The sequence below is a fragment of the Cutibacterium nasicola genome, from assembly GCF_052654715.2.
Window position 1 is genome coordinate 1,155,115 of the sequence record NZ_CP199745.2, and the last position, 26,228, is coordinate 1,181,342.

Sequence of the window (26,228 nt, forward strand, 5' to 3'; positions counted from 1 at the left end):
ACCAAGGAGGAGTGTTCGTGGTTGATGACGAGTCCGATCTCGAGGATTTTCGGATTCAGGTCGAGGTGGTCGGCGACTGTGGCCGCTTGCTGCTCGACGATCCACCATATCCAGAAGGTCTGACGCGAGCCATCTCGTTGGCCTCCGACGACGCCATTGTTGGTCACGAGGTGCGCCGTCTGGAGGCCCGAGTGGCCATCGACGACGGAGAGGTCATCCATGCCCTGCACCGGGCCGGGTACCGGCGTGAGGGACGGCTGCGTCAGGCTCGCAGCCGAGGAGACGACTGGGCGGACGAATTCGTCTACTCCCGGCTGGCCGCCGACGAGATCTACACCCGGACCGGTTACACCGGCATGCTCGATTCGGTGCTGCCCACCAAACGGGTCATCTCCCATGTCCTGATCCGCGACGGAGTCGGGCGGGTCCTCATGTGCGAGACGACGTACAAGCCTGACTGGGAGCTCCCCGGTGGTGTCGTCGAACCGGTGGAATCTCCTCACGCCGGCGCGGTTCGGGAGTGCCGTGAGGAGCTGGGGGTCACCCTCGACATCCCTGCCACGCCGATCCTCATCGACTGGATGCCACCTGTCCTGGGATGGTCTGACGCCATCGAGTTCATCTATGACGCTGGTATGGTCGACTCGTCGCTGGCTGCCCTCATGAATCCTGCTGACGGCGAGATCAGCCATCTGCACTGGGTGGATCCCGCTGACGTCGGCGAGCACGTCACCGAGTTGTCGGCCCGACGTATCGCGGCGATACTCGCAGGTTGCACTCCACATGCCACCGAGAACGGGTTTTCGTTGTAACCCTGGGGTCGGTGAACGAACGTTCAGCCCTGGTGGTTATGCTACTTCGTCGTCCTGAGAACAGGATGACTGAACACACAGGAGGACCACCTACATGTCATCAACTGCGTCCCAGATCGTGGACGTGGTGGGCGGCCCCGACAACATCGTCGGCCTGACCCACTGCGCAACCCGTCTGCGGTTCCAGCTTCGTGATTCCTCAGCCGTCGACAAGGCTGAGGTGGAGAAAATCCCCGGCGTCATGGGCGCCGTGCCCCAGTCAGGCAACCGTTACCAGGTCGTCATCGGCGGCGCCGTCGGCACCGTCTACAACGACATCATGAACCTGCCGGGTATGCAGAGCCTCGGCTCCGGCAACGACAAGCAGTCCGATGCGGACCTCAAGGCCGCACATCGCTCCAAGGGCCCACGCGGCAAGTTCTCGTGGCTCGACAACCTGTTCGAGTACCTGTCGGACTCCTTCCGTCCAATCATGGGCGCCCTGCTCGGCGCCTCACTGTTCATCACCTTCATGGCCCTCATGGGTTCCATGGGCGTCATCGGCAACTGGGCCGATTCTCGCGTCTCCCTGCCCCCGAGCTGGCAGTTCGTGAACCTGGCGTGGCAGTGTGTCTTCTACTTCTTGCCCTTGTTGGTCGCCTACAACGCCACCAAGAAGCTCAATGCCGACCCGTGGGTTGGATTCTCCGTCATGGCCGTCGTCATGCTCCCGGGATTCGCGGAGCTCGGCAAGGCCGCTCACACTCTGACTCCAGGCGGATTCAAGATCAACGTCGTCGACATCTTCGGCCTGCCACTGACGATCTTCGACTACGGCTCCCAGGTCTTCCCACCCCTCATCATGGCGGCCATTCTGGCTCCGTTGTACAAGTGGCTCAAGAAGGTCATCTCCCCCAATGTCCAGATGATCTTCGTGCCCTTCCTGACCATGCTCATCATGATCCCTCTGACGGCGTTCCTCATCGGCCCCATCGGTGTCTACGCCGGCGCTGGTCTGGCCAACGGACTCAAGGCGGTCAACGACGTCTCCCCCTTCATCTTCGCCGTCCTCATCCCGCTGCTCTACCCGTTCATGGTTCCGCTGGGCCTGCACTGGCCGCTCAATGCCGTCATGCTGCTCAACATCCAGACCTTGGGCTACGACTACATCCAGGGCCCGATGGGTGCCTGGAACTTCGCCTGCTTCGGTGCCACCGCCGGCGTCCTCTTCCTGTCCATCCGTGACAAGGACGTGACGATGCGCCAGACCGCGACCGGTGCCCTGGCGGCAGGTCTGCTCGGTGGTATCTCCGAACCCAGCCTCTACGGCATCCATCTGCGGTACAAGAAGATCTACCCGTCCATGCTGGTCGGCTGCCTCGTCGGTGGCGTCATCATTGGTGTCGGCGGCGGCCTGCACACCCCGGCCTTCGTCTTCACCTCCCTGCTGACGATCCCGGCCTTCGACAACATCGGTCTGTACGCCGTCGCCATCGCGGCCTCCTTCATCACCGCCATGGCCCTGGTCATCGTGCGCGACTACCGTGACGACGACGAGAAGGCTGCTGCCAAAGCTCATCGTGCTGAGGCCAAGGATGCCGACGAGATCCAGGGTAGCAAGGCCGAGCCGACTGCCGCTGACGCCGCAGCGACCGTCACCGCGGTTGCCACCAAGCCGGAGACCGAGACCGCCACGGTCGAGGGAGTCGAGGCCCCGACGGCCGCTGAGGTCACTTCCGAAGCCGTCACCATCACCTCCCCTCTCAGGGGACGTGCGGTTGCGATCTCCCAGATCCCCGACCCGGTCTTCTCCACCGGCGTCGTCGGTGACGGTATCGCCATCGAGCCCAGTGACAACATGGTCGTCTGCCCTGCCGACGCCACCGTCGTCACCGCTCCCGACTCCGGTCACGCCTTCGGACTCAAGCTGGACTCAGGCGTCGAGCTGCTCATCCATGTCGGTATCGACACTGTCGAGCTGGGCGGCAAGGGATTCGACGTCAAGGTCAAGGCCGGCGACCACGTCAGCGCCGGTCAACCCCTGGTCGTCTTCGACCCGGCGATCATCGACGAGGCTGGTTACTCGAAGATCACCCCGGTGTTGGTGACTAATGGGTTCGACTACTCCAACGTCACCGGCATTCCTGCCGATGACGTCACCACGAGCACCCCGGTCATCACCGTCGTGAAGTGAGCCGGGGACGACCGGGTCCCAGACTCGGCCACTCCTACCGCACGAAGGAGGAGGTCGACGCCATCATGGTGCCGGCCTCCTCTTTCGTTGCATTTGTCAGACCGTCACTCCCACGAGGGCGGTATTGAGGAGGCGGCGATCTTCTCAGCGATGCTTCCAGGAACTTCCGCCGTAACGAGGGAACCATCTGCACGCCGCAATCCCGAGATCGGGTGCGTTCCACGCAGACTGGGACGCAACGGGCCCTGGTCGCTCAGCGGGACTCGAACCGACTCGGTGCCGATGTGGTACAGCTGCCCGCGTACCGTCACCTCGCGGTCATGTCCCGACAAAACTTGGAGAGTGAGCGCGTCACGTTCCAGCTTCACCAGCATGTGCGAGTCGCCGATGAGCATGTGGTGCTTGATGGACGTCCACTGGGCCGGCAGACGCGGATCGAAACGCAGGTTCTCCCGGTCATTGCGCATGCCCACGAATCCATGGACCAAGCAACCCCACACACCACCGGTCGATGCAACGTGCACACCATCCGAGGCGTTGTGGTGGGTGTCGGCCAGGTCGCAGTAGAGAGCGTCAAGGAAATATTCCATGGCCATCTCCTGGTGGCCCACCTCAGCCGCCATCACCGACTGGACCACTGCCGAGAGGCTCGAGTCACCGGTCGTGATGGGGTCGTAGTACTCGAAGTCAGCGAGCTTGACCGCTTGGGTGAATTGGTCGCCCTGCAGGAACAGGGCCAGCACGACGTCAGCCTGCTTGAGTACCTGGAACCGGTAGATCACCAGCGGGTGGTAATGCAGCAGGAGCGGGTGCTTGTCATCGGGGGTGTTCTTGAGGTCCCACAGTTCCCGCGAGAGGAATTGGTCGTCCTGAGGATGGATGCCGAAGGTGTCATCGAAGGGGATGACCATTCCTGCGGCGCACTCCTCCCATCCGCCGACCTCGTCCTCGGTGAGATCCAGTTCGGAGCACAGGTGCTCGTACCACAGCGGGTCCTCGTCCCTCATCCGCCTCATGACGCTGGCGGCGTCAATGAGGTTCGCCCGTGCCATGACGTTGGTGTAGAGGTTGTTGTTGACGACCGTGGTGTACTCGTCAGGCCCGGTCACCCCATGGATGTGGAATTCCCGGCCTCCGTTGATCCGCCAGAAGCCCAGATCTGCCCACATCCGCGCCGTTTCGACGAGAACAGGTGCGGCATCGCGGAACAGGAAGGTCTTGTCCCCCGTGGCACGAGCGTGGTTCATGATCGCGTGAACGATATCGGCATTGATGTGGTACTGAGCGGTTCCTGCCGCGTAATAGGCTGACGCTTCCTCGCCGGTGATCGTCCGCCATGGAAAGAGGGCTCCCCGCTCGGACAATTCTTCGGCTCGTCGTCTGGCCTGCGGAAGGGTGTTGACGCGAAATCGCAAGGCATTCTCAGCGATTCGCGGATGGGTGTAGGTCAACATCGGGATGACGTAGACCTCGGTGTCCCAGAAGTACTGGCCCTCGTAACCGGACCCGGTCACCCCCTTGGCAGGGATGCCGAGCTGATCAGCGCGGGCCGAGGCCTGGGCGATCTGGAAGAGATTCCACCGCACCGCCTGCTGAATACCGGCCGGTGCGCCTCCAACCTCGACGTCTGCCGTTGCCCAGTAGTCGTCAAGCCACTCTCGTTGCTCGTCGTAGTACACCCCATGTCCCTGCTCGCGGACTCGATCGAGACTGCGACGAACACGGTCGAACAGTTCGTGTACCGGCGCCCCTCGCGAGGAGTGGTAGGCGACGGCCTTGTCCACTCGGATGGGACGACCTTGGGTGGCCTCGATGCGATACACCCGCTTGCCGCACCCGGGCTCGGTGTCGATGAGGGAGACGTACTCGTTGTCGGTGGTGATCTCATGGTCAGCGCCCACCGCCAGGGTCATCTCGGACCTGGCCGTGTGGAACCCCAGGATCATCCGCCGGTCCGAGTGCCAGTCCTTCTCCGCAACGAGCACCTCGTCTGCGAATTTGCGGGCCTGACGAGGATCGTCGGTCTTCCCCGAGTTCTCAGCATGATACTCATCCATGCCGTCCTCACGATTGAGGATCTGGGAACTGATGACAATGGGAGCGTCTCCCTCGAGCATCGTCACCTCGATGCTCATGAGAGCCATGTGACGGTGGGTGAAGGACACCATGCGAGACGTCGCCACCCGCACCAGCTTGCCCGCCGGGGTCCGCCACACCAGTTCGCGACGGACCACCCCTTCGCGGAAGTCGATCCAGCGCTTGTACGACCGAATCTCGTTGACGCTGAGCAACAACGGCTCGTCGTCAACGTAAAGCTTCATGAGTTTGGCGTCAGGGACATTGACGATCGTCTGCCCGGTGCGCGCAAAACCGTAAGCATTCTCGGCGTGATGAATGTCCCAGATCTCATGGAATCCGTTGATGTAGGTGCCATGGCTGAAGGAGTCACGTCCTTCGGGCGGATTACCGCGCATGCCTAGATAACCGTTACCGACCGAGAACAGGGTCTCGGTCGTCCCCAGGTCATCGGTGCTCGGTGACGTCTCGACGATCGCCCATGGATCGTCAGGAAAGCGCCATCGATCCATCGGGTCGGCGCCCACTCGCGTCATGCCATCTCCTCAACCATCTCGTCCAGGTCATCGACCACTCGGTCAGCACCAGCTTCGCGTAGCCGGTCAGCCCCCACGCCACGATTGACGCCGAGCACCATTCCAAATCCGCCAGCCGCACCAGCGCGCACCCCCGAGACCGCATCCTCGACGACAACGCATTGATCCGCGGGTACACCAAGTAGATCAGCTCCACGCAGGTAGGTCTCAGGTGCGGGCTTTCCAGGCAGGTTCTCCTTCTTCGATCGGTTGCCATCGACCAGCACCGGGAAATCCTTGCTCATACCGGCTGCCCCGAGCACTGCAGCGGCATTGCGCGACGAGGACACCACAGCCATCGTCACGCCCCGTTCGTGCAGCAGGTCCACCCAACGGCGAGACCCCGGATAGGGCTGGATGCCGTCTCGGACCAGCACCGTGTTGAACAGGTCATTCTTCCGGTTTCCCAACCCGCAGATCGTCTCAGCATCGGGACCATCGGAGGGATCCCCCTCCGGGAGGGTGATGCCGCGGCTGGCAAGGAAGTCACGCACCCCGTCGTACCGAGGCTTGCCGTCGACGTAGGCGAAGTAGTCCTCATCGGTGTAGGGGTCCTGGGCCCCGTGTCGGGCCAGCTCCTCGTTGAACATCTCCCCCCAGGCACGCATGTGAATCAGCGCGGTAGGGGTGAGGACGCCGTCAAGGTCGAACAAAACGGCATGGAACTTCTCGTCGAAGGGGGTCGAGTCCATGATCCCATGCTATTGGTCGATGGCGACACGTCCAGCAGGATTGGGGCTACGTGTCACCACGTGCTCACGGCCCGGGAACGTATTCCCAGGCCGTCAACACGTCTGGCGACGAGGATCAGAACAATGCCGCTGCCAGCGAACGGCGCGCGGCTGCCACGTCAGGATCGGACTGTCCGACTATGGCAAAGAGCTCCAGCAAGCGAGTCCGAGCGGCTTCGCGCTCCTCATCATCAGTGGTGCGCACCACCTGGATGATCCGGTTGAAGGCGTCAGCGTTCCGTCCGCCCATGAGCTCGACGTCGGCAGCCGCCAGCTGTGCCTTGACGTCGTTGGGATTCTGCTGGGCAGCGGTGAGCAGGGCAGCGGGATCCTTGCCGTCCAACCTTCCCAACAGCGCCGCCCCATGACGCCCCGCGATGAGGACGGGATCGTTGGGCTCCTTGGCCAGCACGGCGTCATAAGCTGCGACAGCCTCGTCGAACTTCCCGGCCTCCATGAGCTCCTCGGCCTCGACCGTGCGCGGATCAGGCCCAACGACTTCCTCACCGCTCGTCTGGACCGTCACCGGCTCCGCGCGACCTACCATGGCACCAGCAGTTGCGGCCTGAGTCACCTGTTCGGTGATCTCACGAAACTGCTGTTCGTCGATCGTGCCCTGGGCCAGCGGTGCCAGCTTGCCACCGATGACCGCAATGAGCATCGGAACGGCCTGAACACCCACGCTCTGGGCCAATCGGGGCTGGGCGTCGATGTCGACGTGCACCAGCAACCACTTGCCTGCGGCCTCGTCGGTGACTCGACGCAGCACCTGCGACATCTGTTCAGCACCATGGGCCTTCGGTGTCGTGAACTCCACCAACACCGGGTGCTGCACCGACTTCTGGAGCAGCGAGTTGAAATTCTCCTCGGTGCCCTCGACCACCCAGGTCCTGGTGGTTCCCGAACCAGCTGGCGCGGATCCGGCAGCAGAGTCGGAGGAACCGACTGCGGCTGCCAGCCCCGACAGATCGACGGCATCATGACGATGAATCGAGTCAGAAGACATGTCCCCCATTCAATCAGACCCTCTGTGATCCACCCCCGCACTGGTGACGACCAGTGGCGAACTCCCTGATTCCCCACGGCGGCCTGCCGCAGCGCGCCGCTCGGTGAGACAATGGCCCTATGGCTCATGAACGTGCTGGGAAACCTGCCCAGGAATCTGATCTCATCGATGTCGATGCTGTCCTGTCGGCCTACCACGACATCACTCCCGACCCCTCCAACCCGGACCAGATGGTTGTTTTCGGCACCTCAGGTCACCGCGGCTCCTCCTTGGACGGTGCCTTCAACGACGCCCACATCGCCGCCACGACCCAGGCAATCGTCGAGTACCGTGCGTCCCAGGGCATCGCCGGTCCGTTGTTCATCGGTAGGGACACCCACGCCCTGTCCATGCCCGCGTGGACCACTGCCATCGAGGTGCTACGTGCCAACGGCGTCGAGGTCGTTGCCGAGCAGGACGACGAGTGGACCCCGACCCCGGCGGTCTCGCGAGCCATCATCGTCCACAACCGTCTGAGCGAGGGGCGCCAGGCTGACGGCATCGTCGTCACTCCCTCACACAATCCGCCTCGCGACGGCGGCTTCAAGTACAACCCACCGCATGGTGGCCCGGCTGACACCGATGCCACCGGCTGGATCGCCGACCGCGCCAACGAGCTTCTCGCCGATCCGTCGGGTATTAGGCGCACGCCGTACGAACGGGTGCGCGACGAGGTATCCCGTTACGACTATCGCAGCGCCTACTGCGACGACCTACGTAATGCTGTCGACCTCGACGCCATTGACCAGGCCGGCGTGCACATCGGCGCGGATCCGCTGGGCGGCGCCTCGGTGCAGTACTGGGAGTACATCGCCGATCACCTCGGCATTGACCTCACCGTCGTCAACCCCAAGGTCGATCCGACCTGGCGGTTCATGACTCTGGACACCGACGGCAAGATCCGGATGGACTGCTCCTCGCCGTCCGCGATGGCCTCCCTCATCGCCAGCAAGGATGCCTACGACATTGCCACCGGTAACGACGCTGATTCCGACCGTCACGGCATCGTCACCCCTGACGCCGGTCTCATGAACCCCAATGCCTACCTGGCTGTGGCGATCGGCTACCTCTTTGCCCATCGTCCAGGGTGGGGGCCGGACACCGGCATCGGCAAGACCTTGGTGAGCTCCTCCCTCATCGACAAGGTGGCTACTGATCTCGGGCGTCGCCTCGTCGAGGTGCCGGTCGGCTTCAAGTGGTTTGTGCCCGGCCTGATGCGTGGGGATCTTGGATTCGGTGGCGAGGAGTCGGCTGGAGCCTCCTTCCTCGACCTCGACGGCCAGACCTGGACCACCGACAAGGACGGCATCCTCTTGGCCCTGCTCGCCAGCGAGATCAAGGCCGTCACCGGCCGTTCTCCCTCAGAGCACTACGTCGATCTGGAGAGCCGCTTCGGCAAGTCCTACTACGCCCGTGTCGACGCCGATGCCAACCGAGAGCAGAAGGCCCGCCTCAAAGCCCTCTCCCCCGACGACGTGTCCGCCGACGCCATCGCTGGCGAGAAGATCGAGCAGATACTCACCAAGGCCCCGGGTAATGGTGCTCCCATCGGTGGCATCAAGGTCATCACCGGGAACGCCTGGTTCGCTGCCCGTCCGTCGGGCACCGAGGACAAGTACAAGATCTACGCCGAGTCCCTGCGTGACGCCGACCACCTGGCTGCTGTGCAAGCGGAGGCCCGCGAGATCGTCGACAAGGCCCTGCAAGGCTGACGCATCAACGCCATGAGCACTGCATCGCCCCGCCCGCATTCCAGCGGTCGGGGCGATGTCATCTCCACCACGATGTCGCGTTCGACAGGATCACTTGGGACACGCCAGGTTCGTCCGCAAACCGGCCACCTGAATGACGCGCTGGATCGTCAGGTCGCGATCCTCGGGGTGCCCGACGTAGTCGATCTCTCGCAGGCCCTGGTCCTGAGCCGCCGACTCGAAGATGAAATGGCCATAGCCGAGCAGACGACCGAGGAACGGCTGCTCGACCGAGATGTCGAGGATACGAGTCATGGGCATCGTCGCCAGGTGCTGGTCGAAGATGCCATGGACACGGAACACCCGCATGTTGGTGATGACGAAGCGGTCCATGTGATCCAGGTGGAAGCGCAAGGCTCCCCAGGTTGCCAGCGCGATTCCCATCACGAAGGGGATGCCCCACCACCGCTGCGCGAAGACCATCGAGATGAACAGCAGTGTCGCCAACGCCATGGCGATGGTCGGGGCCACCAGTACGATCCAGTGCTTGGGAACCTCGTCAATGACGAACTCCCCCTCGCTGATCAGCAGGTGGCGATCAACATCGGGATCCACGAAACGACGGATGACGTCGGGCAAGGTCAGGACTGCCCGCCCAGTGCCCTGATGAACCCGAAGAGGCCACTGAAGAAGCCACGAATGACGCGAGCAGTGCCATCCGGATCCGTGAAGACGTAGTACAAGCAGAACACAACGAGGAACACGACGACGATCGTGTGGATGGTCTTCTTCACGTTCACTAAGGCTCCTTGCTCGGCACGTGGCCCGGGGAAGGGCTCAGGGGGCACTTCGAGACCATTCTTGACCGAAATTTCTCCTCCGCACCACTCGCAACGCCGAACAGATCCCACATCCTCAGGATCCAACAGTGTGGTCAGTACCTCGCACCGCGCCCCAGGGACGCCCCCGGAAAAGATCGGTCAATCTCACGGCGAATACCCACCCCGGCTGACTCCGGCTTGGCCAGCAGTGCAAGGATTGAGACATGGAGAACTTCAACAATGATCCCTTTGCGTGCATCGACCACGTCGGTTTCGCCGTCAAGGACATGGACGAGGCCATCAAGTACCACTGCGACGTCCTTGGCTTCCATGTCCTCCTTCGTGAGAAGAACGAAGGCCACGGCGTTGAGGAGGCGATGATCGCCACCGGCGAGCGCGGCAAGGAGAGCACCGTCGTCCAGCTGCTTGCCCCCCTCGGCGAGGACAGCACCATCGGAAAATACATTTCCAAGAACAAGAACATGATCCAGCAGGTGTGTTACCGCACCTACGACCTGGACAAGACCATCGCCACTCTGAAGGAGCGCGGTGCCGTCTTCATTGGCGAGCCCTCCATCGGAACCGCGGGCTCCCGAGTCATCTTCCTTCACCCGAAGTACACCGGTGGCATTCTCGTCGAGGTCACCGAGCCCCCGGCCGGTGGCATGCCGTACAACGACTGATGTCACACCGTTGAGGTGAGAGGTTTTCGGGCTCCGGAGACGCTGTCTCCGGAGCCCGTCTCGTCCCGATGAGTAGCGCCGTTGTGATTCGGTACCAATTGGTAAAGTTGGAGTCATCTAATGGAAGGGGACCATCGGTGAGCACAAAAGACGTTTCTGACGGCCAATTCGACGAGGAGACCGGACTCAACCTCTTCGACGACACCGCCAGCGCGGCCGGTAGTTTCACCCATTCGATGTGGGGTTACGACCGTACCAGCGTCGACAACTACGTCCGGGAGATCGAGCAGCAGGTCTCGACCCTGAAACAACTCACCCGGCACCTACGTGGGCAGGTCTCTCAGGCCCAAGCTGAGGCCACCCAGACCGATTTCAAACGTCTGGGAGTCCACGCCACCGAAATCCTCACCGCCGCCGAGGCCCAGGCAAAGGACATCGTCGCCATCGCTGGCAACGAGGCCGAACGTATCAAGGAGGAGGGCCGTCGGGTCGCTGCTGACATGCGCGCCGCCGCCCAGACCGAGTCCGACGACATCCGTGTCGCCGGGCTGGCCAACCAGCGTGAGCTGCGTGACCAAGCTGCCAAGGATTCCCGAGCTTGCGTCGAACAGGCCCGTCTGCAGGCCCGAACCATCGTCGAGCAGGCCGGAACCCATGCCGAGGCCATCGTCACCGAAGCACGAACCAAGGCGTCGACCATCGATCAGAACGCCCGGGCCCAAGTCTCGCAAATCATCGAGAAGGCTCGTTCCGAGGCCGCCGGGATCACCGAGTCCGCTCGTCACGAAGCCGCCGAGATCACCCAGAAGGCTCGTGAAGAGACCGCTGCCATCGCTGCAGAGGCGCGCGCCAACCACGACCAGGCCATGGCGAAGATCAATAAGCTCCTCGAACAGGCCAGGGCTCATCAGCAGGCCAGCAGTGATACCGTCACCAAACGCACGGAAGAGGCCGACGCCATCCGTCAAAACGCGCTCGAGGAGGCCGAGTCCATTCGCAATCAAGCTGCCCGCGACGCGGAGAACCGTATTGCCACGGCTCACCGTCAGGCAGCCATGATGAAGGAACGCCTCGAGGAACAATACGCCTGGCGCAAGGAGCAGTTGGAGCGCGAGACTGCAGCCTTGCTGCAGCGCAAGAAGGCGGTCATCGCCCAGCTCAGCAACCTCAAGGCTCTGGCGGGAGAGGCCGAGAGCGCCTACCCCGACGCCGATCCGTTCGCCGAGCAGGCGGAGGCCGACCGCACCGAGGATGCCACCATCATCATCGATCCGAAGGCAAAGCCCCAGAGCGCCGGCACCTCGGCTGAGTCAGAAGCTCCCAAGGATAATCAGGCCACCCAGGTGCTCCCAACGGTCAAGGGTGGCAAGACCAAGAATGGCGACACGCAGCGCGACGTCAACGCTGCCCAGCAATCTGAGCCCCAGAACTCCGAGGATGATGAGTCCGACAATGAGAGGACCCAGGTTCTCCCTCAGGGCAGCACACCCAAGAAGTGAGAACTGGCCCTGGCATGTGAGTGGCCCCCGATCGTCTGGTCGGGGGTCACGTCTTTCCCAAGAGCCAGGGATGATCCGGATTCAGAACAAACGGTCTTCCGGGTGGTCCATGCCACGCAGGTCGTCATAGTCGACGGTGACGCACTCGATTCCGCGATCGGTGGCCAGGGTGCGCGCCTGCGGCTTGATCCTTTGAGCCGCAAAGACTCCCCTGACCCGGTCACCCAGCAGGTGGTCGCGGTTCATGAGCTCGAGATAGCGGGTGAGCTGCTCGACACCGTCAATCTCTCCGCGTCTCTTGACCTCGACCGCGACATAGACACCCTCGGCATCGCGGCACAGCAGGTCCACCGGACCAATCGGCGTCATGTACTCACGGCGGACCAACGACCAACCCTCCCCGAAGGTGTCCGGGTTCTCGGCAAGCAACTGCTGAAGATGGGCCTCCACCCCGTCCTTCTGCAGACCGGGATCGATTCCCAGTTCCTCGGTGACGTCGAGGATCTTCGGGCCCAGCAGGATTTGCAGATGATCTCCCGTCGGGGCATCAACCTCCCAAACCTCTTCGACCTCGGCGTCAACGGCGGCGGTGGCAGCCGGCTCGTCGGGCAGACAGGGGCGGGTCGTCAGGGTGCATGGGGAACTCATCCAGTTCAGTGGCTTGTATGCGCGGTCGTCAGCATGGACACTCACCGAGTTGTCCGACTTGACGACGATGAGCCGCTTTGCCCAAGGAAGATGGGCCGTGAGACGACCGGTGTAGTCAACCTGGCAGGGAGCAATGACGAGACGCACGAAGTCGGACTCTACCTGCACCTGAGCCTCAACCTCGAACGCCGTCATGGTGGCCGGGCGTGGGGAGCGCCCGGCCTCGGGTGGTGTCGTCTCCGGCACCACATGCGGCACAATGGGCCACATGGGTCATCATCATGGTTCGCGCAAGTGGCAGCGTCGACCCCGACCCCTCACTGCGGCCAGCCATCCCCATTCCGAGTACAAGAGGGACGGTCAGCACGTGGTACGCACGGTGCCCGCTGACCGAGCACTCAAGGTCTACACCTGTCCCGGGTGCCTGCATCCCATCCGGCCGGGGACCCCGCATGTCGTCGCCTGGCCACATAAACCATCGATGTTCTCCACGTCCCCGGTCGAGGAACGTCGACACTGGCACACCGGGTGTTGGAGGTCACGTCCATGAATGAGCTTCACCTGACCACCCTTGGTGACGGTCGTCAGGACGTCTACTGGTGTCACGGGGTCTTCGGGCAGGGAAAGAACTTCACCAGGGTCGCCAACGACCTCCTCGCCACCGATCCGGACGCCTACCGGTGCATCCTCGTCGACCTGCCGAACCATGGCTGTTCCCCCTGGACACAGCGTTTCTCCTACCCTGCCATGGCCGAGGCACTCTCCGAGACGGTCAGGAAGACCAGCGAGGACCGCCCGGTCCATCTCCTGGGCCACTCGATGGGTGGCAAGGTCGTCATGCGGACAGTTCTCGACAATCCTGATCTGGCGCGCAGCCTGACGGTCGTCGACATGGCACCGGTGGACTCACGTCTCACCCTCCTGGCTCCTCTCGTCCATGCCATGAAGTCCGTGGATCTGAGAGCCTTGACCACACGACGCGAGGCCGAGGAGCAGATGTCCGACGAAGTCCCTTCCGCGACGATCCGTCAGTTCTTGCTACAGAACCTGCGACACAACACCGGTGAGAACAACCGCTGGTACTGGCAGATGAATCTTGATCTGCTCGGCAATGCCTTGTCAGACATTGGCTCGTGGCCATCGGTCAATGCGACTTGGGACGGACCGGTGCTGTGGATCACCGCTGAGGAATCTGAGTACGTCGGTCCAGATCATTCCCAGGCCATGCACGAGCTCTTCCCCCAGGTGCGCCGAATTCGAGTGAAGAACTCGGGTCATTGGGTACACTCGGATCAACCCACAGTATTCGTGCAGGTTTTGGCAGCTTTCCTGTCGCGCTGCCCGGGCGATCCCTCCTGAGGGCGCAGGCTCAGCCCATCACCACCGAGCCAATACGGGTGTTGATCTTGGGAGAGCTCCCATCCTCGGCCAACCCCTTGTCAGCGATGTCGGAGATGCTGTCGACACCACCCTGATCGATGCTCCCGATGACCAGGAATGAGTCTGACAGCTTGGAGTCGCCATAGACCAGGGCGAATTGGGATCCGAAACGGTGTTGGGAATCGGTCACCAAGGCCAGGGTGCCCGCTCCGACGGATCCGCCAGTCTTGGCTCCCCTCTCGACCGGGTACGAGTACCCGGGTCCGCCATTACCAGTGCCGCCCGGGTCACCGCACTGGAGGTATTTCGTGTCCCTGGTCACCAACTTGTGGCACGACGTGTCGTTGTAAAACCCCTGCTCGGCCAGGGACATGAAAGAGTTGACGGCGCACGGAGCCGTGGCACGATCCACGGTCAGCACCACTGGAGTGTCATTGATCACCAAGGTCACGCTCGTCGATCCCGCCCTCTCGATCTGGTCGGAATGGGGCATGTCCACAGGACGAGCAGCCTTGCCGGTCACAGCATACCCGCACGGACCGCTGGCTGCCGCTGGTGTCGGCGTCGCCGTCGTTGCTGGGGCAGGGGCGGGACTCTGCTGGGCTTCGTGAGTGCTGGCAGGCTGGCCGGTCGCCGAGGGGGAAACCGTCCACCAATGATCGGGGGAATCGCTGACCCCGGGCACCTCTCCACTGGTCTGTGAGCATCCGGCAAGCAGGGAGAACCCTGCAACGGCGACCACGGTAGCTGCTCGGCGCATCTTCCTCATGTAGTCCGTCCTTCTGTCGTTTTGCAACGCAGTCAGGCTACCCAGCGTCACAACGGAATAGAGTGAGGACTCACGGGGTTGCATCAACCTGGACCTATTGGAAAGGAGGACACCCATGGATCAGCAGAGCGATCGCTTCAGCTGGCATCCCGGCACCGTGGGTCCCGATGAGGAGGTGTCCGCCCTCATCACCCTGGTGCAGTCGTTCAACGACACCGGGCGGGTACAGGCACGGGTACGTGACGCCATCTTCGCCGAACTCCCCCACCACGAGCTCGGAGAATTTGACATCGACTTCCTGCTGGACCACCGCGATTCCCGTCAGCCCATCATCTTTGACACTGACCATTTCGAGGGGTACGAACGCCCTCGTCTGGTCCTCCACGAGGTCACGGACCAACTCGGACAGGCGTTCCTGGTCCTCGACGGCCCTGAACCGGCACTGGGCTGGGAGACCTTGGTGTCCTCGTTGACGAACCTGGTGGACTCCATGGGTGTCCGTCTGACGGTCATCACTGATTCGATTCCGGTGCCGACCCCTCATACCAGGCCGGCCATGGTCACCCGATGGGCGTCGCGTCCCGAACTCATCCTGGGGTCCACCTCGCCGTTCGGCCGCATCCAGGTGCCGGCCTCCTTCCCGGTCGTATTCGGACAGCGTTTGGGCCAGACCAACCACGCCGTCATCGGCCTGGCGTCCCACGTACCGCACTACCTGGCTGACGTGGACTACCCGGAGTCGGCCCGCGCCCTCGTCGAGGCCTTGCGTGGCGCAACCGGCCTGGCCCTGCCCATCAACTCGCTGGCAATGGCCACCAAGACCGTTCGTGCCGAGATCGACGCCCAGGTCGATGGGTCCGAGGAGTTGAAGGCCATGCTTCACGCCCTTGAGGAGCAGTACGACTCGCGAGTTGCCCAACGTGAACTCGGCGCCACTGAGGTCACGGTCCCAGACGCCGAGGACATTGGCGCCGAGGTTGAGGACTTCCTGCGTTCCATTGATGACACCGACGAGTGCGAGGACGACTCGGACAGCGAGGACACTGTGTCCGGCCCGCGGCGCGGTAGCGATGGTGAATCCGACGACGACACACCTGATTACCACCCCCGTCGCGGAGGCGATTCGGACCAGTAATGGCAGTGTTGGTACCCAGCCATAAACTGCCCACCATGGACCTGGGAATCGACTTGGGAACCACCTACACTGCGGTGGCTTCTGTTGACAACGGAAATCATCCCCTGTTGCCCTTCCTCGACACTGACGGAGACTCTCACGACCAGTTGCCCAGCGTGAGCGCAGTCGTTGACGGGTCTGTCCTCCACGGCTTCGAGGCCCGCCAGGCGATGGCCGGTGGCGCTCCTGGCATCCGCTCGGTGAAGCGCCTGCTGGCGGCACCAGGAGTCGGCCCGTCGACCCTGGTCCACATCGGAGAGATGGAGATCCCGTTGGTCGATCTGTGGGCCGACTTCCTGCGCCATGTCATCTCCTGCATCGACGTCCCCGGATCTCATCGCGCCGTCCTCGGTGTTCCCGCCCACGCACACACCGGACAGCGTCTCGTGACGATGGATGCTGCGCGTCAGGCCGGCATTGAGGTGCTCGGCCTCGTCAACGAACCATCCGCGGCCGGGCTGGAATTCGCCCTCCGTCAGGCTCGAAACCTCAATTCCAAGCGCACCCAGGTCATCATCTACGACCTCGGTGGCGGCACCTTCGACGCATCCCTGGTGAACATGGCCAACCAGAGTCCGGAAGTCCTCGACTCCGTTGGTCTCAATGATCTTGGAGGCGACGACTTCGACGAGGTGCTGGCTGATCTGGCAGCCCATCGTCTCGGTGACACCCCCGTTGATCGTGACGAGCTCGTCGAGGCGTGCCGGATCGCCAAGGAGGCCTTACACCCCCAGTCCCGCAATCTCCTGGTCGACCTCGACTCGACTACTCTGCGCATTCCGGTCGCCGAGGTGGCCGAAGTGTGCCAGCCGCTGATCGATCGCACCATCGAGACCATGGATCCGTTGTCCTCCCTGCTCAACAGTACTGACTCCGACGTCGCCGGCATCCACCTCGTCGGTGGCGCCACGTCCCTGCCAATCGTTCCCCGCAGGCTGCGTGAGTTCTTCGGGCGACGAGTGCACCGTTCTCCCAATCCGACCTCGGCCACGGCGATCGGGCTGGCAGTCGCCGCAGACACGGACACCCTGGGAATCCAGGATCGTCTCTCCCGCGGTTTCGGCGTGTTCCGCGAGACTGAGTTCGGACGGGGGGTCGGCTTCGACGTTCTCACCGACCAGAGCACCCGACTGTCTGGAACGATGCCGATCACGCGAACCTACCGTTGCCGTCACAACATCGGTGTCTTCCGCTTCGTGGAATTCTCGCGAACTGACGCCCATGGCGGACCCGTGGGTGACCTCATCCCCTTCACCACGGTTGTCTTCCCCTTCGACGAGACCCTGCAGAACGCCGGAACCGAGCTCGACGTTGACCAGGTCGACGTCCACGAGGTGGACAACGGTCACCTCATTGAGGAGACCTACACCATCCTCGAGACCGGTATGGTCACCGCGACGATCACCGACGTCGACACGGGATGGTCCACCACCGTGACCATGGGGCGTCCCACGACGACGAGCACTGATTCGGTGCATCGATGAACCCGACTGACAAGCCATCCTCACTGCGCCACCTGCTGCACAGGCTGATCATCATTCGCCCGGCCCCGGGACGTAACAAGCAGGCAGTCATCCTCATCATCCCGATGGCCGTGTCCTTGGTGACGATAGGGCTCATCACCGAGCCGACCCATGCAGCCATGGGAATGATGGGGGCCATGGGCGCGCTGGCCGGCAACAGCAATGCCCCACTGTCGCGCGCTCGAATCCTCATCGGCGTCGGCATTGCAACGGTCTTCTCCCAATGTCTCGGCCTGTTGTCCATGCGGGTGGAGTGGCTCATGCCGCTCATCCTCGCCGCGTGGAGCCTCGTCGTCATCTGGGCGTGGCACGCTCTGCAATTGGGCCCGCCAGGGCCTCTCAACATCCTCTTCGCCGGGGCTTTCGGTGCCTACATGGCCAGCCATGGCTGGACGATCACAACGGTCTTCACCTCGACCGGCCCCTCCTTCCTCATCGCCGCCACGGTGTCAATGATCATCTGCGTCATCTCGCCGCACCGACCGGCACGGCTCGCCGTCAAGAAGGCCGAGACAGCGGTCAACAACTACTGCGAGCCCGACGAGGATGCCGACAGCCACGAGATTGCCCGGCTGCGCTCGGCAGCCCACGCTGCCATCCATCAGGCGTGGTGGGCATACAACGATGGTCACGCCTCTGGGGCCGACAACCCGTCGGAGAAATCTGAGCTCTCCCAGCTGAGAGCCCGGCTCGTCACCGCCCACATGCGCCTGGAACACGAGCTGAGGCTGGAGGCCTTCCCGTCCGCCGACGTGTCCCTTCCGGACGATCTGGGCTGGACTCCGCTGGGGCGGCCCAAGACCAGTTATCTGCTCCGGACAGCATTGGAGCGTGGTTCCCGACCGACCATGCTGGCACTTCGAGCAGGCACCGGCGTCTTCTTCGCAGCCTTGCTCATGATCGTGCTGCCCTTCGGCCATCCCTACTGGGCCATCCTCAGCGTGCTGATCCTCATGCACATGGACGCCACCCGATCTGACATGACCATCCGGGCCATCCACCGCGTGCTCGGGACGGCTGTCGGTCTGGGGCTCTATCTGGTCGTGGCAGCATTCGGGCCATCCGGGTGGGTCCAGATCGGCCTCATCATCGTGTTCCTGTGGATCATGCAAGCTCTGGTGACGCGCAACTACGGCATCGCCTGCATCTTCATCACCTGTTTCGCGCTGCTCATGACACCACTCACCCAGCCGGGCGAGATGTACCAGCTCGCCCAGGACAGGATCGTCGAGACAGTCGTCGGTCTTGCCGTCGGTATCATCACGATCCACGTCGTCGGTCGGCGAGCGCCAGTGCTTCTGGTGCGCAGCCAGTACCGTCGCACCTTGCGCTCGATGATGCCCGTGCTGCGGTCACTGTCAGCCGGCCACACCAACACCCCACAGGCCCAGGTGGAACGCAACCAAATGATCCATGAATTGGTCCGCGGGTCTGCTCTGCTCTCTGCTACTCGCCCCGACGCCCCACAAGCTCTACAGGACTGGTCCAAGGTTGATCGCACCGTCACCGAGACCGGCTACGATCTGCTCTCGGTGTGTTGGCACACCACCGACGAGCCCGTGCCGTGGGCACGCCGAGTATTGGCCGACATCGCGATCTTCATCACCAGTCTGCCTCCCATCTCGAATCAGAACCTCGATGCCCACATCGTCGCCCATGAGATGGAGAAGATCCGCCTCGACATGGTCGCCTCCCTGCCGGGGGTCAAGTGAACGAGTACGTCGTCCTGACGGACCAGGTCGAGGCTGAGCTGGAGATCAAACGCTCGATCTTCCGCACCAGGCTGGTCCGCGTCGAGACCGAGGAAGGAGCTCGTGACGTCATTGCCCGGGTGAGACGACATGGCCACGATGCTCGTCACCATGTCTCCGCCTTCGTCCTTGGATCGGATCGTCACATCCAGCGCTGCAGCGACGACGGCGAGCCTGCCGGAACAGCCGGAATGCCGACTTTGAATGCTCTCATGGCAACCAGTAGGTACGACCAACCGCATCTGTCGGACGTCGTGGCCGTCACGAGCCGGTGGTTCGGTGGCATCAAGCTGGGAGCTGGCGGCCTGACCCGCGCCTATGGGAACGCGGTCACCAATGCCTTGAACTCGGCCTCGCTACATCGTCGAGTCCTTGTGGACACCTTCACGACCCTGCTCGACCTACGCCATGCTGGTCATGACGAAGGAGTCATCCGAGCTGCCGGACACAAGGTCATGACGGTCGACTACGCCGCAGACGGGGCCCTCCTGACCCTGGCTTGCCGAGCAGGTCAGGCCGACCATCTGGCCGTCGAACTGGCCGAACTCCTGGGCCGTGACGTCGATCTGACGCCGCGGGCGCAGTGTTGGGTCGACCTCATGCACTGAAATGGAGGTGCCATGACGATGATTTGATGACCTAGGCTGACGACGTGCACACACCTCAGCCGCGCACCGTGGCAGTCATCCACAATTCGATGAAGACTACCAACAATCCCCAGTGGCGCCTTCTCGTCGAGAACAAATGCCAGGAGCACCTGGGGGTCAACCCGTACTTCCTTCCCACCACCGACAATGACTTCGGTCAGGGGTTGGCCAAGGACGCTGTCGCTGATGGTGCCGACCTCGTCCTGGTCTTGGGCGGCGACGGGACGATCCGTCAGGTCGTGGCTGGTCTAGCAGGCACCGGGGTCCCGATGGGGATTCTCGGCATGGGGACGGGCAATCTGCTGGCCCGCAATCTCAATCTGCCCCACACCGATCTGGCAGCCTCCCTCGACGCTGTGCTGACCCGCCCAGTACGGGCCATCGATCTTGGTTACGTACGTTTCGACGAGTCCGAGGAGATGTGCTTCACCGTCATCATCGGCATGGGCATGGATGCACAGACGATGGCCTCCACCCCGGACCGACTCAAGGACAAGGTCGGATGGCTGGCCTATGTGGTGTCAGGCACCCGAGCCCTCATCCAACCCGGGTTCCGGGCTCGCACCAGCGTCAATGGTCGCACACCCGTCGTCACGAGGGCTCGGACGGTGCTGGTGTGCAATTGCTCCGTCCTGCCCGGCGGAGTCGATCTCGTCCCGGACGGCCGCATTGACGACGGAGCCCTGGACGTCCTGACCCTGTCACCGCACGGGATCGTCGGATGGGTCGCCGTCCTCGACCACTTCGTCACCCGGCATCGCCACGGGCACCGGCTGGTTCGTCACGCCCCCTCACGAACAGCGCTCGTGACGTCAGGGTCCGGACCGGTTCTCGCCGAGGTTGATGGCGATCCAGTGGGCATGGTGACGACGATGAGAACACGGGTGGCACCCGGAGCCCTGCTGGTGCGGGCCTGAGGACTCGTGCCTGATGGAGTCAAACCTGACACCTGGGCTGTCAGGCCTAGACCAAGGCGTGAGCGAGGTCGCGTCCGCGATGAGCGGCGTCATCGAGGAAGGCTGGGAAGTCGGAGACGGCTTCGCCATCGGCGGAATCCGACAGGATTCGCACGACGACGAAGGGCACCCTGAGATGGGTCGCCGCCTGTGCCAGAGCCGCACCCTCCATCTCGACGGCACTGGCGTCAAAGGTGGTGCGCAACCACGCAACCTTCTCGGCCTGGGCGATGAACTGGTCGCCGCTGACAATGGTTCCGGCCACGACCTGGTGACCGCGCGGCTCCTCGAGAGCTAGCAGTGCCCCCAACACCTTGGCGAAGAGCTCCGGGTCCGGTTCCCAGAACGCTGGTTCCCCAGGGACGATGCCGATGGGATTACCGAAGGCCGTGTCATCGGCATCGTGCTGGCGGAACCTGTTCCCGACGACGACGTCACCAATTCCCAGACCGGGAGCCACGGCACCAGCAACACCGGTGAAGACGATACTGGTGGCGCCGGCCTGGACCATGGCCGAAGCCGCCAGGGCCGCATTCACCTTGCCGATACCACACTTCGCCAGCACCAGCGCTGTTCCGTCCAACCGACCGCGCAGCAATTCGCACGGACCGTCCAGCTCCACGACCTCGTCGAGGTCCTCGCGAATGAGACGGACCTCGTCCTCCATCGCGCCCATCAGACCAAGCACGTCGTCAAAACCCTTCGTCAGTCGCAGTCACGATTCGGGGGGACAGATGGCGTCACTCGAAAGGGGCCGGATCGCCGGCACCACGGCGTGTGATGACTGCTTCCCCGGAGGTGAAGTCAACCACCGTCGTCGGTTCGATGCCACAGTCCCCCGAATCGATGACGGCATCCAGATGGTCACCGATCTCGTCTTGAACCTGCCACCCGTCAATCATCGGAGACTCCTGTCCGGGCATGATGAGGGTCGAGGAGACGATGGGCTCGTCAAGGGCCTCCAACAGGGACAGGGCCGTCACGTGCTGGGGCACCCTGACGCCCACGGTCTTCTTGCGCGGGTGGAGCATGACCTTCGGTACATCACGGGTCGCCTTGAGGATGAAGGTGTATCGCCCGGGCACGGCCGCTTTGACGGCCCGGAAGACCCAGTTGTCCATCTGGACGTACTGTCCGACTTGGGCGAACTCACTCATTACCAAGGTGAAGTGGTGCTTGTCGGACAGTTCACGAAGCTTGCGAATCCGGTCCAAGGCGTCCTTGTTTCCCAGCCGTGTCCCGAACGCGTACCCCGAGTCGGTCGGGTATGCGATCAGGCCACCGTCGCGCAGGATGTCGACGACCTGGGTGAGGGAACGTTGCTGCGGGTTCTCCGGATGCACCGGGAAATACGTGGACACCTTGTCATGATACCGCCGCAGCGGCGCCACATGGCGGTCAGCGAGCCATCAGCGTGCACATTTCGCGTGCCTGTCCATGGACCGCCGTCACACCAATGAGCGACAGCAGATGCGTTGGTCTGGTCACCTGCGCAGCGACACTGACGGCGTCTCCCTCGACGTCGATGGCCAGCCGACTCACTCCCTTGAGCTGGGCCCCACGAGCCGACTCCTCCGCGGCCTTGCGTGCCGAGCCGGAGCCGTCCCGTCCCACCAGCTGAGCAGCCGATCCCTCCTCGCACCCAGCCCGAGCAGCCTCCGCGGCGACGGTGTGGGCAATCCGCACAGCCCTCGCCTGTTCTGCCCCGTCCACAGCCACTCCAGCAGCAAGGAGAAGGACCGGAAGCAACACCGTCACGACGACGGACAGACTGACGCCACGATCACCACGACGCTGGACACCATCCATCCTCGCCGCACTGACCACATGTCGGCGCAATAAAACAGTACTCGTCATGCACACACACCAGCACAACACCGTGTGTCCTGAAAAGGGTTGACTTTCACTCCCCCGGTGTGCAGTTTCGGCTCATGCCATAGGCTTGACAGCGTCATCGCACGACGAACGAAAGGTTTCCCCATGGCCGTCAAGAAGGTCGCTCTTCTCACCGCCGGTGGATTCGCGCCCTGCCTGTCCACGGCGATCAGTGGTCTGATCCAGCGCTACACCGAGGTTGGCCCCGAGGTCGAGATCATCGCCTACAAGCACGGCTACGAGGGTCTGCTCAAGGGAGACTTCATCGAGGTCACCGACACCGTCCGCAAGAACGCCAACATCCTCAAGCGTTTCGGTGGTTCCCCGATCGGCAACTCCCGCGTGAAGCTCACCAACGCCGCCGACCTCGTCAAGCGTGGTCTGGTCAGGCAAGGCGACGATCCCCTCAAGGTTGCCGCTGACCGTCTGGTCGCCGACGGGGTCGACGTCCTGCACACCATTGGCGGCGACGACACCAACACGACCGCCGCCGACCTCGCCGCCTACCTGGCCAAGCACGATTACGGCCTGACCGTCGTCGGTCTGCCCAAGACGATCGACAACGACGTCATCCCGATCCGTCAGTCACTGGGCGCCTGGACCGCCGCTGAGCAGGGTTCCCGCTTTGCCCAGAACATCGTTGGGGAGCACAACTCCGGGTCCCGCATGCTCATCGTCCACGAGGTCATGGGACGTAACTGCGGCTGGCTGACCGCCGCCACCGCAGCCAAGTACCGCGAGTGGTTGGAGGACCAGGAGTGGGTGCCCGAGATCGGTCTGTCCAAGGAGGCTTGGGACGTCCACGCCGTGTACGTCCCGGAAGCCCACCTCGACCTCGAGGCCGAGGCCGAGCGCCTCAACAAGGTCATGGACGAGATCGGCAACGTCACCATCTTCCTTTCCGAGGGAGCTGGCCTCGACGCCATCATTGAGGAGATGGAGAAGGCCGGTCAGGAAGTTCCGCACGACCCCTTCGGTCACGTCAAGCTCGACAAGGTCAACCCTGGCGCCTGGTTCGGCAAGCAGTTCGCCGAGAAGCTGGGAGCCGAGAAGGTCATGATCCAGAAGTCGGGTTACTTCTCCCGTTCGGCTGCCTCCAATGCGGCCGACCTCGAGCTCATCGGTCGTTGTACCGATCTGGCCGTTGACTGCGCCCTCGCCGGCAAGGCTGGCGTCATCGGGCAGGACGAGGAGAACGGAGACGAGCTCACCAGCATCGCCTTCGACCGCATCAAGGGTGGCAAGCCTTTCGACACCACGACCGACTGGTTCGTCAAGATGCTCGACGAGATCGGCCAGGCCCACTGATCCCAGATGGATGAGGCGATGGTCATGTGATCCGATCCCGTCTGGCCCCACCTTTCTCCGTGTCAGTAGCCGCCTCGGTCCTGGTGCCTGCCCACGAGGAAGGCACCCACGGTGAGTCCTGCCGTCACGAGGACGTGAAGGACAGGTCCACGGCGGTCCTTCTCGGGGGCTGGTGCCAGATGAACGATTCCAGGAAGCTGAGTGTTCTGGTGGCCGGTCAAGGTCGCCGAGATGAGATCGGCAGCACCACGTGGCGGCGTCTCCTCCTCGTCGTCAGTCTGACGGGCAACCCCTTCGATGATGCGGTACCTGCCAGCCGGTTCGGCGACCTCCACGTCGTCTTTCTCAGCCTTCTTGGCGTGTTTGCGGGCGCGGTCTGCCAGAGCCGCCTGCCAGTGTCCTTCAACGGTATGGCAGTCGTCACGGCCGAGCAGGGGCTCGTCGCAGTCGTTCCACTCCTTGCCGACAGCAGGCTGGTTCGCCGTCGCGATCCACGAGGCGATGAAGAGAATCAATCGAGCGATGAGGTCGAAGACCAACATGATGATGATGACTGATCCAAAGGCCTGCACAGCCTTGTTGGAGCTGAAGGCCTGGACAAGGTAGCCGGCACCAACCTGCAGCAGGGCCAGGGCAAAACCTGCGGCCAAGGATCCCTTGAGGATCGGACGCCACACCGGCTTGCCACGCGGCATGACGGTGTACAGGAAGATGAAGAGCAACCAGCCAGCAATCGTCGTGGCGAGCAGGCCCGCCAGAGTCAGCAGAAGGCCATGGCCAGGAACGGTGTCGAGGCCAGTCCACCTCGCCAACAGCCCTGTCATCGAGGAACCAACCTGGGAGGTGATGATCGTCAGCAGGCTCACCAGCAACAGTCCCAGGAATGCCAGCATGTCGGAGAGTTTGGCGCGCAGGAATCCTCGGTCGTCTGCCACCATGTCAAAATCTGGGGCCCATTCCGCCTGAATTCCCTCGCTGATGTTTCCGACCCAGCCGATTCCGGCCCACAATGCGGTGAGGATGGAGACGATGAACGCCCAGATCGATCCGCCGACCTTCATCGCGTTCTCGATAACGCCGCGAATTTGTTCCTTGTCGCTCTGCTGCGTGGCCAGGCTCACGACCGAATCCACCACCTGAGTGAGCAAGTGCGGGCTCAAACGACTCAGAATCAATCCCAGCACAGCAAAAGCAAATGCTATGACCGGGACGATCGCCAGGACCGTGAAATAGGTGATGGATGCGGCGAAATGGTTGCCGAGTCGTCGGGTGAATCTGGTGTGGGCTCGCAGCAGATGAGCGATGCTGGGCCGCTTCACGATAGCGGCAATCATGTCCTTCACAGGGGCCTCCTCATTGCGAATCATTGCATGGAGGGCACTCCCGGCGCACGCTCAACGGGCATGCAGACGGGGACGATTTCCCATCAACTCATCGCCAGTTCAGGAGGCGTGCTTGGCAATTCTTCTGGCAGTGAACTCGTCGAGCTCTTCCCCATCAGCTGGATTGAGGCGCTCACTGGGTAGCTCAGCGAGGCTCCCCTGGACGTCTCGCCACACCCCTCCCAGGGCAATGGCGAACATTCCCTGGCCACCGCGCAGCAGGTCGATGACCTCGTTGTCGTTGGTGCACTCGTAGACCGAGACCCCGTCACTCATGAGGGTGACCTGGGAGAGGTCCTCGACGCCATTGCTGCGCAGATGGTCGATGGCAACCCGGATCTGCTGCAGGGAGACCCCGGCGTTGAGCAGGCGCTTGACGACCTTGAGCATGAGGATGTCGCGGAAGGAGTAGAGACGCTGGCTACCGGAACCGCGAGCAGGTCGGATCTCCGGACGGACCAACCCCGTTCGCGCCCAGTAGTCGAGCTGACGGTAGGTGATGCCGGCTGCGCCGGATGCGACAGGCCCTCGGAATCCGATGTCCTCGGGCATCGGAGCGAAGTCACCCTCGAAGAGGGCGTCCTGGCCGCGACGCGCGGGGCCGTCGAGGGGAGTTCCAACACTCGGCTGCTCACCGGTCGCTGCCATCTCGTCACCCTTCACCAGTTCTGTTCATGGTCTCAACGGCGGAGCACGGTTGCCCCGTCGA

25 protein-coding genes are annotated in these 26,228 nt (G+C 63.0%); 13 read left to right on the forward strand and 12 right to left on the reverse strand.

Translation table 11 applies throughout. From position 1 onward, the window contains the following. Positions 1-17: 17 nt before the first annotated feature. Together ACUCCZ_RS05320 and ACUCCZ_RS05325 are read left to right on the forward strand one after the other, a co-directional pair. Positions 18-812 carry an NUDIX hydrolase gene (locus tag ACUCCZ_RS05320; RefSeq protein WP_435916582.1) on the forward strand — a complete coding sequence of 265 codons (795 nt, stop codon included), beginning with the start codon at positions 18-20 and terminating at the stop codon, positions 810-812. A gap of 94 nt (positions 813-906) precedes the next feature. Further along, entirely contained in the window at positions 907-2,985 is a 2,079-nt protein-coding gene (locus tag ACUCCZ_RS05325) for a glucose PTS transporter subunit IIA (RefSeq protein WP_435916583.1), read from the forward strand. A 104-nt stretch (positions 2,986-3,089) separates the two neighbouring features. Here the strand turns inward: ACUCCZ_RS05325 and ACUCCZ_RS05330 are convergent, their stop codons facing one another. The 3 genes from ACUCCZ_RS05330 to ACUCCZ_RS05340 form a co-directional block, all read right to left on the reverse strand. Further along, positions 3,090-5,597 (reverse strand): glycoside hydrolase family 65 protein, encoded by a 2,508-nt coding sequence (locus tag ACUCCZ_RS05330; RefSeq protein ID WP_435916584.1) that lies wholly within the window; start codon positions 5,595-5,597, stop codon positions 3,090-3,092. Beyond that, entirely contained in the window at positions 5,594-6,328 is a 735-nt protein-coding gene (locus tag ACUCCZ_RS05335) for an HAD family hydrolase (RefSeq protein WP_435916585.1), read from the reverse strand. The genes ACUCCZ_RS05330 and ACUCCZ_RS05335 overlap by 4 nt, the downstream gene beginning before the upstream one ends. Positions 6,329-6,443: 115 nt before the next feature. After that, entirely contained in the window at positions 6,444-7,382 is a 939-nt protein-coding gene (locus tag ACUCCZ_RS05340; RefSeq protein ID WP_435916586.1) for a tetratricopeptide repeat protein, read from the reverse strand. Between the two features lie 110 nt (positions 7,383-7,492). On the opposite strand from ACUCCZ_RS05340, the gene pgm reads away from it, so the two are divergent. Further along, complete coding sequence (gene pgm / locus ACUCCZ_RS05345; protein ID WP_435916587.1) at positions 7,493-9,124, forward strand: phosphoglucomutase (alpha-D-glucose-1,6-bisphosphate-dependent); 1,632 nt, start codon at positions 7,493-7,495, stop codon at positions 9,122-9,124. Positions 9,125-9,214: 90 nt separating this feature from the next. On the opposite strand, the gene ACUCCZ_RS05350 is transcribed toward pgm, so the two are convergent. After that, on the reverse strand, positions 9,215-9,742 hold the full coding sequence (locus ACUCCZ_RS05350; RefSeq protein ID WP_435916588.1) for a PH domain-containing protein: 528 nt from the start codon (positions 9,740-9,742) through the stop codon (positions 9,215-9,217). A 2-nt stretch (positions 9,743-9,744) separates the two neighbouring features. Further along, a complete protein-coding gene (locus tag ACUCCZ_RS05355; RefSeq protein ID WP_435916589.1) occupies positions 9,745-9,897 on the reverse strand; it encodes a hypothetical protein in 153 nt (50 codons plus the stop codon). Between the two features lie 251 nt (positions 9,898-10,148). Between ACUCCZ_RS05355 and mce the strand changes: the two genes are divergently transcribed. Beyond that, positions 10,149-10,607: a methylmalonyl-CoA epimerase gene (mce, locus tag ACUCCZ_RS05360; RefSeq protein WP_435916590.1), complete on the forward strand. Its 459-nt coding sequence runs from the start codon at positions 10,149-10,151 to the stop codon at positions 10,605-10,607. A gap of 137 nt (positions 10,608-10,744) precedes the next feature. Then, a complete protein-coding gene (locus ACUCCZ_RS05365; protein WP_435916591.1) occupies positions 10,745-12,106 on the forward strand; it encodes a DivIVA domain-containing protein in 1,362 nt (453 codons plus the stop codon). 81 nt (positions 12,107-12,187) lie between these two features. Here the strand turns inward: ACUCCZ_RS05365 and nucS are convergent, their stop codons facing one another. Continuing rightward, complete coding sequence (gene nucS / locus ACUCCZ_RS05370) at positions 12,188-12,949, reverse strand: endonuclease NucS (RefSeq protein WP_435917009.1); 762 nt, start codon at positions 12,947-12,949, stop codon at positions 12,188-12,190. A 64-nt stretch (positions 12,950-13,013) separates the two neighbouring features. Here nucS and ACUCCZ_RS05375 point away from each other — a divergent pair, with 64 nt between their 5' ends. Beyond that, positions 13,014-13,304, forward strand: coding sequence for a hypothetical protein (locus tag ACUCCZ_RS05375; RefSeq protein ID WP_435916592.1), 291 nt, complete (start codon positions 13,014-13,016; stop codon positions 13,302-13,304). Then, on the forward strand, positions 13,301-14,113 hold the full coding sequence (locus tag ACUCCZ_RS05380) for an alpha/beta fold hydrolase (protein WP_435916593.1): 813 nt from the start codon (positions 13,301-13,303) through the stop codon (positions 14,111-14,113). The genes ACUCCZ_RS05375 and ACUCCZ_RS05380 overlap by 4 nt, the downstream gene beginning before the upstream one ends. Before the next feature lie 10 nt (positions 14,114-14,123). Here ACUCCZ_RS05380 and ACUCCZ_RS05385 read toward each other — a convergent pair whose 3' ends face one another. Beyond that, positions 14,124-14,627, reverse strand: a complete 504-nt coding sequence (locus ACUCCZ_RS05385) for a peptidylprolyl isomerase (protein ID WP_435917010.1) — start codon at positions 14,625-14,627, stop codon at positions 14,124-14,126. Positions 14,628-15,018: 391 nt separating this feature from the next. Between ACUCCZ_RS05385 and ACUCCZ_RS05390 the strand changes: the two genes are divergently transcribed. From ACUCCZ_RS05390 to ACUCCZ_RS05410, 5 genes are all read left to right on the forward strand, one after another. Then, the gene (locus tag ACUCCZ_RS05390; RefSeq protein ID WP_435916594.1) at positions 15,019-16,038 is read left to right on the forward strand and encodes a PAC2 family protein; all 1,020 of its coding nucleotides are present in this window, start codon (positions 15,019-15,021) and stop codon (positions 16,036-16,038) included. A 35-nt stretch (positions 16,039-16,073) separates the two neighbouring features. Continuing rightward, positions 16,074-17,561, forward strand: a complete 1,488-nt coding sequence (locus tag ACUCCZ_RS05395; protein ID WP_435916595.1) for an Hsp70 family protein — start codon at positions 16,074-16,076, stop codon at positions 17,559-17,561. Further along, on the forward strand, positions 17,558-19,312 hold the full coding sequence (locus ACUCCZ_RS05400) for an FUSC family protein (RefSeq protein WP_435916596.1): 1,755 nt from the start codon (positions 17,558-17,560) through the stop codon (positions 19,310-19,312). Before ACUCCZ_RS05395 ends, ACUCCZ_RS05400 begins: the two co-directional genes overlap by 4 nt. Next, on the forward strand, positions 19,309-19,959 hold the full coding sequence (locus ACUCCZ_RS05405; protein ID WP_435916597.1) for an IMPACT family protein: 651 nt from the start codon (positions 19,309-19,311) through the stop codon (positions 19,957-19,959). Before ACUCCZ_RS05400 ends, ACUCCZ_RS05405 begins: the two co-directional genes overlap by 4 nt. A gap of 89 nt (positions 19,960-20,048) precedes the next feature. Then, the gene (locus tag ACUCCZ_RS05410; protein WP_462981549.1) at positions 20,049-20,915 is read left to right on the forward strand and encodes a diacylglycerol/lipid kinase family protein; all 867 of its coding nucleotides are present in this window, start codon (positions 20,049-20,051) and stop codon (positions 20,913-20,915) included. A 46-nt stretch (positions 20,916-20,961) separates the two neighbouring features. Here ACUCCZ_RS05410 and ACUCCZ_RS05415 read toward each other — a convergent pair whose 3' ends face one another. The 3 genes from ACUCCZ_RS05415 to ACUCCZ_RS05425 are packed head-to-tail and all read right to left on the reverse strand — an operon-like array spanning position 20,962 to position 22,673. Next, on the reverse strand, positions 20,962-21,642 hold the full coding sequence (locus ACUCCZ_RS05415) for a 5'-methylthioadenosine/adenosylhomocysteine nucleosidase (protein ID WP_435916599.1): 681 nt from the start codon (positions 21,640-21,642) through the stop codon (positions 20,962-20,964). 52 nt (positions 21,643-21,694) lie between these two features. Then, a complete protein-coding gene (locus tag ACUCCZ_RS05420; protein ID WP_435916600.1) occupies positions 21,695-22,315 on the reverse strand; it encodes an L-threonylcarbamoyladenylate synthase in 621 nt (206 codons plus the stop codon). A 37-nt stretch (positions 22,316-22,352) separates the two neighbouring features. Beyond that, a complete protein-coding gene (locus tag ACUCCZ_RS05425) occupies positions 22,353-22,673 on the reverse strand; it encodes a hypothetical protein (RefSeq protein WP_435917011.1) in 321 nt (106 codons plus the stop codon). Positions 22,674-22,934: 261 nt separating this feature from the next. Here ACUCCZ_RS05425 and ACUCCZ_RS05430 point away from each other — a divergent pair, with 261 nt between their 5' ends. Continuing rightward, positions 22,935-24,137 carry a pyrophosphate--fructose-6-phosphate 1-phosphotransferase gene (locus ACUCCZ_RS05430; protein ID WP_435916601.1) on the forward strand — a complete coding sequence of 401 codons (1,203 nt, stop codon included), beginning with the start codon at positions 22,935-22,937 and terminating at the stop codon, positions 24,135-24,137. A 62-nt stretch (positions 24,138-24,199) separates the two neighbouring features. Here ACUCCZ_RS05430 and ACUCCZ_RS05435 read toward each other — a convergent pair whose 3' ends face one another. Both ACUCCZ_RS05435 and ACUCCZ_RS05440 read right to left on the reverse strand, forming a co-directional pair. Next, positions 24,200-25,480, reverse strand: coding sequence for a YhjD/YihY/BrkB family envelope integrity protein (locus tag ACUCCZ_RS05435; RefSeq protein WP_435916602.1), 1,281 nt, complete (start codon positions 25,478-25,480; stop codon positions 24,200-24,202). A 99-nt stretch (positions 25,481-25,579) separates the two neighbouring features. Then, complete coding sequence (locus ACUCCZ_RS05440; protein WP_435916603.1) at positions 25,580-26,167, reverse strand: MerR family transcriptional regulator; 588 nt, start codon at positions 26,165-26,167, stop codon at positions 25,580-25,582. Positions 26,168-26,228: the final 61 nt, after the last annotated feature.